Annotated in this window: 1 protein-coding gene; it reads right to left on the bottom strand. The window is 49.2% G+C overall.

Annotated elements, in window-relative coordinates:
- Positions 1 to 185: hypothetical protein (locus NCR98_RS33285; protein WP_250528599.1), on the bottom strand; the 185-nt coding region annotated here is incomplete at its 3' end.
- Positions 186 to 240: the final 55 nt, after the last annotated feature.

Genomic DNA, 240 nt, shown 5'->3' with positions numbered 1-240 from the left:
GTTCCATCGGGCATCAGGTAGCACTTCGCCCACTTATACAGTTCTTCGTTAGGTGGCATCACACCATCGTTTTCTCTATGAATAGCTTCGATGAAAACTCGCTGTATGTGAGCTTGCCAATCCTTATGTAAGACCTTGGCGAGTTTGTCGCTACTAGAGAGCGGAGTCGGCGGCAGGTGAATCATGGGAGGATTCCAAGACGGCAGTTTCGGTGGTAGGTGGTGTTCAATTAGGTGATAC

This window comes from Caballeronia sp. GAWG2-1 (assembly GCF_023631405.1).
Classification (GTDB): domain Bacteria; phylum Pseudomonadota; class Gammaproteobacteria; order Burkholderiales; family Burkholderiaceae; genus Caballeronia.
This window is presented reverse-complemented; position numbering and strand designations above follow the sequence as displayed.